Source organism: Bradyrhizobium sp. P2_E8 (genome assembly GCF_056403875.1).
This window is the reverse complement of record NZ_JBFUES010000584.1, coordinates 1-4,793: the sequence shown is the minus strand read 5'-3', so window position 1 is coordinate 4,793 and position 4,793 is coordinate 1. Positions and strand designations below refer to the sequence as shown.

The following is a 4,793-nucleotide window of genomic DNA, read 5'->3' as shown; positions in this document are numbered from 1 at the left end:
GTCTTGGCGGTGCCTATCGAAGTCGGTAGCGGCGCGCTGTTGATTGCCGGCTACCGGACACGCTCTGCTGCGGCTGTGCTGGCGCTATTTACGTTGGCCACAGCCCTGATCTTCCATCGCAACCTGGCCGATCCGGCCCAGCTTCCCCATTTCATGAAGAACTTGCTGATCATCGGCGGCCTGCTGCAAATCGTCGGCTTCGGTACCGGTGATGAAACGACAGCACCCGAAATCCACCGAAGGTCCTGACACGATGACTGGCCGGTGGGTCAGCAATAGGCGTTCGCGCGTCATGAAAAGGGATATGTCGAATGGCGCATAGAATTCGCAATTCCGCGCGGAGTGCCACCTTGAATGCTGCAAGCCTCGCTTGTTGGTTCGCCGACCTTGATCCATCTTCGGCGCAGGTCTCGAGCATTGCCGCGCGAAATCCGACGGCAAGACGCAACTGGTGGAGGCCATGTTGCCCGAAGCTTCGCGAGAGCCATCGCGCGAGAGGAATCTGGCATTCAGGTGCACTTCAATTGACTAAAGAAGAGCGCGCTGTCTTCGAACTGGGATTGGCAGGCCGAGCTGCAAATGCTCCGCCGAGTACCAGCCCAGGCTTTTTGATTTGGCCCCTCGGCAAATAAGGCAAGCAATCATGTCAGTTTCACCCAACAGAATCGCGCTCTTCATCGACGGCGCCAATCTTTATGCAACCGCGAAAACGCTCGGCTTCGACATCGATTACAAGCGACTCCTGAAAGAATTCCAGGGCCGGGGGACCTTGGTACGCGCGCTCTATTACACCGCGATTGTCGAAGATCAGGAATATTCGTCGATTCGTCCGTTGCTCGACTGGCTCGACTACAACGGCTACACCGTCGTCACCAAGGCGACGAAGGAATTCATCGATGCCGGCGGCCGTCGCAAAGTGAAGGGGAATATGGACATCGAACTCGCGGTCGATGCTATGGAACTCGCCCAGCATGTCGACCAGATCGTACTGTTCTCCGGCGACGGGGATTTCCGTTCCCTGGTCGAGGCGGTCCAGCGCCGCGGCGTCCGGGTGACGGTGATTTCCACGATTTCGAGCCAACCGCCGATGATCGCCGACGAGTTGCGCCGCCAAGCCGACGTCTTCACCGACCTGGTCGAACTGCAGTTCAAGCTCGGCCGCGACCCCTCCGAGGGTCCGGCTCCACGCGAGCCGCGTCAACACGCTCCGCAATTCTCGCAGCGCGCCATGGAGACGGGGGGATAACTACGGCGCCGCGAACGGGAACGAGTACGGCGCGGCGTTCCGGTGTTGTTTTCCGCGCAAGCGACGCTTGCAACGTCCCCGTTTCGTATTTTCATGGCCTCCGATATGCGACTGCATTGAGTTCGGTGCAGCAACAGCTTCCAGACTCAGCGGATTTCAACTCATCCGCAGGTTCAATCCCGATCGGATTGTCAACTGCGTATCTTTGGTTTTCTAAGTGATGGCGGCTCGGCACGAAACGGCTACGACGTTTCCTTCTGCGCTACTGCCGGTGACGTTATGCATCAGATCTTCAGAAATTTCATCGATGGCTTGTCCAGCGCTCTAGATCCTAACGGGTTTCGCGATGCCATGGCGCAAGCAGCAGCCGCCCTCGATCTGTGCTGTTTCGCGTACCTCTCCATGCCGGATAAAACAGGAGGCACGGCAGGGTTGATATCAAATTATCCATCAGCTTGGACAACCCATTATTTGCAAAGCCATTACGAACGCTTTGACCCCGTGATCATTCAAGCACTCAACCATCCCTAACCTTTCGAATGGGGGCTCGGAGTCGGATCATTGGCACCTTCCAAATCGCAAGAATTGTTCGAGGAGGCCGCAAGGTTCGGTATTCGCTACGGATTCACKATTCCGATTCACAACAACAGCGGCCCAGTTGCAGCGGTGACATTCGCCGCCGACGAGCGGCGACCGCAGTTCGAACGAACTATCGGTGAGCACGCACGCGTGTTGCAGCTCATGGCACTGTATTTTCATGCGCACGCCCAGCGGGGGATTAGCAACAATCAACTCATCGCCGCCTCGTCGCTATCACCCCGCGAGGCCGAATGTCTCGAATGGGCTGCTCAAGGTAAATCCGCCTGGGAGATCGAACTATTCTCGGAATTTCTCGGCACACGGTCGCCACTTACCTCGAAAACGCAAAAACGAAATTTGGCGTACGGACAATCGTGCAGGCGGTGGCCCTCGCTACGGCATCCAAATTGATTAGACAACACCCCATCCGCTCAGTCACCTCCCTTAGTTGCGGGAGGTGACTCATTCACGTTGCTCGCCTTCAATGGAGACAGATCATCCCAGAGCGGAGGCGGTCCATGATGCAACTCATTACAGCTGAGTACTACAGCAATCTGATTGACGCAGTTACGGAAATGCATCGCTTGCGTTACCGCGTATTTAAGGAACGCCTCGATTGGGACGTCCAATTCAGTGGCGATATGGAGATTGACGAATTCGACGCACTTCACCCTGCGTATTTGATCCAGCGAGCACGCGACAACCGCGTGCAAGGCTGTGTACGTCTACTGCCTTCGACCGGCCCTACCATGCTGCGCGATACTTTCCCCTTACTGTTGGACGGAGCACCCGCTCCCACTAGTCCGGCCATCTGGGAGAGCAGCCGCTTTGCGCTCGATCTTCATCATGACACGCCTAAGGCAACTCACGGTCTAGCAACCGCTACCTACGAACTGTTCGCGGGCATGATCGAGTTCGGCCTGTCGCGGCAGCTCACCGAAATTGTGACTGTCACCGATGCTCGAATGGAGCGGATCCTGCGCCGCGCAGGATGGTCCTTGCGGCGGATCGGCGAACCTCGCGCACTAGGCTGCACCCTTGCGGTTGCGGGATACCTTGAAGTCTCAATTGAGAGTCTAGCGCGCGTCCGTGCCGCCGGTGGCCTTCAGGGTCCCGTGCTGTGGGCACCAGTCGCGCTCGCCGTCGCCTAACGTCAATCTCAAGACGAACAGCTCTGTTAGCTCTCAAGCGACATCGCTGGCTGCAGCGCGACACAATGCATTCGCCCACCTCGGAGAACGAGATAATGGACCAGCCACGCGCGCCTCGGATGCACGCTGTTGACCTGAATCAGCTGCGGTTTGCAGTCGCAGCCGCAGATTATTGGAATATTCGGCAAGCCGCCGAGCTACTGTCCATTCGACACTCGGTCCTGAGCCGATCTATTCGTGAGCTTGAGTATCGGATCGGCGTCACCGTGTTCGAGCGCTCAGGCGGAGGGGTAAAGCCAACGCCGGCTGGGCGAACTCGTTCTGAGGATGGCCAGGTTAATTCTGGAACAAGTCGATGTGCCTGTTGCAACAGCAAGATCGAATGGGCGAGGCGAAGCTGGCCGCCTTTCGATCGGCTTTTGCACCTCCATATCCGCCGGCAATCTGCGAGCGACGCTCACCGAATTCAAGAACCGGCAGCCTCAGGTCGAACTCGTAACGGTCGAGCGGTCACGAACGCGTCTCGCGACCGCGCTGCGAAATGGTACGGCGGACGCTCTCATCGTGACTGGGGACCTGCCGCTGCCGGATAATAACGTTCGTCCGCTCTGGAGTGAACGCATCCTGGTCTCTCTGCCGGAAGATCATGCATTGGCAGCAGGAAATGTAGTCTATTGGACCGACCTCCGAAACGAGACCGTCCTTCTAAGTCAGTACGATCCCGGACGCGAGCTTGAGGGACTCTTGATTTCAAAGCTTGTTTCTCCCGCGGAGCGTCCCAGGATCGAGCGCCACGACGTCAGCCAAGGTATCATCAAGAGTCTGATCAGCATGAAGCTCGGGATCAGCCTAGTGCTGGAATCAGATATTGGCGCGAGCTTCGCTGGCTTGGTCTATCGCGAATTGCGCGATGGGACGGGGCCTACACGCGTTGACTTTTCGGTACATTAGCGAGCCGATAACGATAATCCCGCCTTGAATGGTTTTCTTAAACTCTTGGCTGAACGCTACCCTTTGCTGGCCTCAGGCGAATGAACGGTGCGCCGGAGCTTCGCAAATCCGCGATCCGTAGCCATGAACCGCGCCAGCATAGGTGCGATAAGCTTGCCTGGATCACTGATAGGCTGCGCGGATTCACTTGCGAGGGCTTTCGCGTAGGCAACCAGATCACGATGCACGGGAGCTGGCAATTCAACAGTGATCTTGACGGGCTTGTCGTCGGACAGCGCTCCAATCTTAAGCTTAGCCATAGCTGCCGTCACCCCCTATACGATTCAAGAACGAGATCGCGATTAACGATCACGCGGACCGGGAATCCCGGACGGATGGTCAGCGTCGGCTGAATATTGAGGCTGCGACGGACAACTTGCTGGCCGGTTTGATTCAACGAGTCCCCGGCTCCGTGCCGCAAGGCCTGGATGATGGCACTGTCGTTGCTATTGGTGTCGGAGCCCGCGCCTAGCTCGGTGCCGACAGCGAGGAGCGTCGACAGGGCAGCAGCTTTGAGCAATTCGCCCCAATGGTTGTCGACTTCGTCTTCGAGACCGGCATATCCTGCCGCGTCTGCGCCCGGCTGCCGCTCGAGCACGATCGAACGCCCATTCGGCATGATGAGGCGGGTCCAAACCAGCAGGACGCGAGACTGGCCAAACGCGACCTGACTGTCATATATTCCGATGAGACGAGCTCCCTGCGGCACGAGCAGGAGGCGACCGGTTGGCGTGTCGTAAACGTTCTCCGTAACCTGCGCTGTGATCTGGCCTGGAAGGTCTGATCGGATTCCGGTGACCAGAGCGCCTGAAATKATAGTTCCAGCC

General features: G+C 57.6%; 5 protein-coding genes and 2 pseudogenes. 5 read left to right on the top strand and 2 right to left on the bottom strand.

What is annotated here, in order from left to right; translation table 11 throughout:
• From AC1D00_RS27095 to AC1D00_RS27075, 5 genes and pseudogenes are all read left to right on the top strand, one after another.
• Positions 1-249 (top strand): DoxX family protein (locus AC1D00_RS27095; RefSeq protein ID WP_477012767.1); only part of this gene is annotated, 249 nt, incomplete at its 5' end.
• Between the two features lie 394 nt (positions 250-643).
• Complete coding sequence (locus AC1D00_RS27090; RefSeq protein WP_477012768.1) at positions 644-1,246, top strand: LabA-like NYN domain-containing protein; 603 nt, start codon at positions 644-646, stop codon at positions 1,244-1,246.
• Positions 1,247-1,525: 279 nt separating this feature from the next.
• A pseudogene (locus AC1D00_RS27085) lies at positions 1,526-2,286 on the top strand (LuxR family transcriptional regulator).
• A gap of 57 nt (positions 2,287-2,343) precedes the next feature.
• Positions 2,344-2,976, top strand: coding sequence for an acyl-homoserine-lactone synthase (locus AC1D00_RS27080; protein WP_477012766.1), 633 nt, complete (start codon positions 2,344-2,346; stop codon positions 2,974-2,976).
• A 95-nt stretch (positions 2,977-3,071) separates the two neighbouring features.
• A pseudogene (locus AC1D00_RS27075) lies at positions 3,072-4,011 on the top strand (LysR family transcriptional regulator).
• Here AC1D00_RS27075 and AC1D00_RS27070 read toward each other — a convergent pair.
• Together AC1D00_RS27070 and AC1D00_RS27065 are read right to left on the bottom strand one after the other, a co-directional pair.
• On the bottom strand, positions 3,984-4,226 hold the full coding sequence (locus tag AC1D00_RS27070) for a DUF2274 domain-containing protein (protein WP_477012765.1): 243 nt from the start codon (positions 4,224-4,226) through the stop codon (positions 3,984-3,986). The pseudogene AC1D00_RS27075 and the gene AC1D00_RS27070 overlap by 28 nt on opposite strands.
• An 8-nt stretch (positions 4,227-4,234) precedes the next feature.
• On the bottom strand, positions 4,235-4,793 hold a 559-nt coding region (locus AC1D00_RS27065), incomplete at its 5' end, for a TraB/TrbI/VirB10 family type IV secretion system protein (RefSeq protein WP_477012764.1).

Excerpts from the sequence above, each read along its gene's own strand:
- AC1D00_RS27090 (WP_477012768.1), top strand. The coding sequence starts at position 644 with ATGTCAGTTTCACCCAACAGAATCGCGCTCTTCATCGACGGCGCCAAT.
- AC1D00_RS27080 (WP_477012766.1), top strand. The coding sequence starts at position 2,344 with ATGATGCAACTCATTACAGCTGAGTACTACAGCAATCTGATTGACGCA.
- AC1D00_RS27070 (WP_477012765.1), bottom strand. The coding sequence starts at position 4,226 with ATGGCTAAGCTTAAGATTGGAGCGCTGTCCGACGACAAGCCCGTCAAG.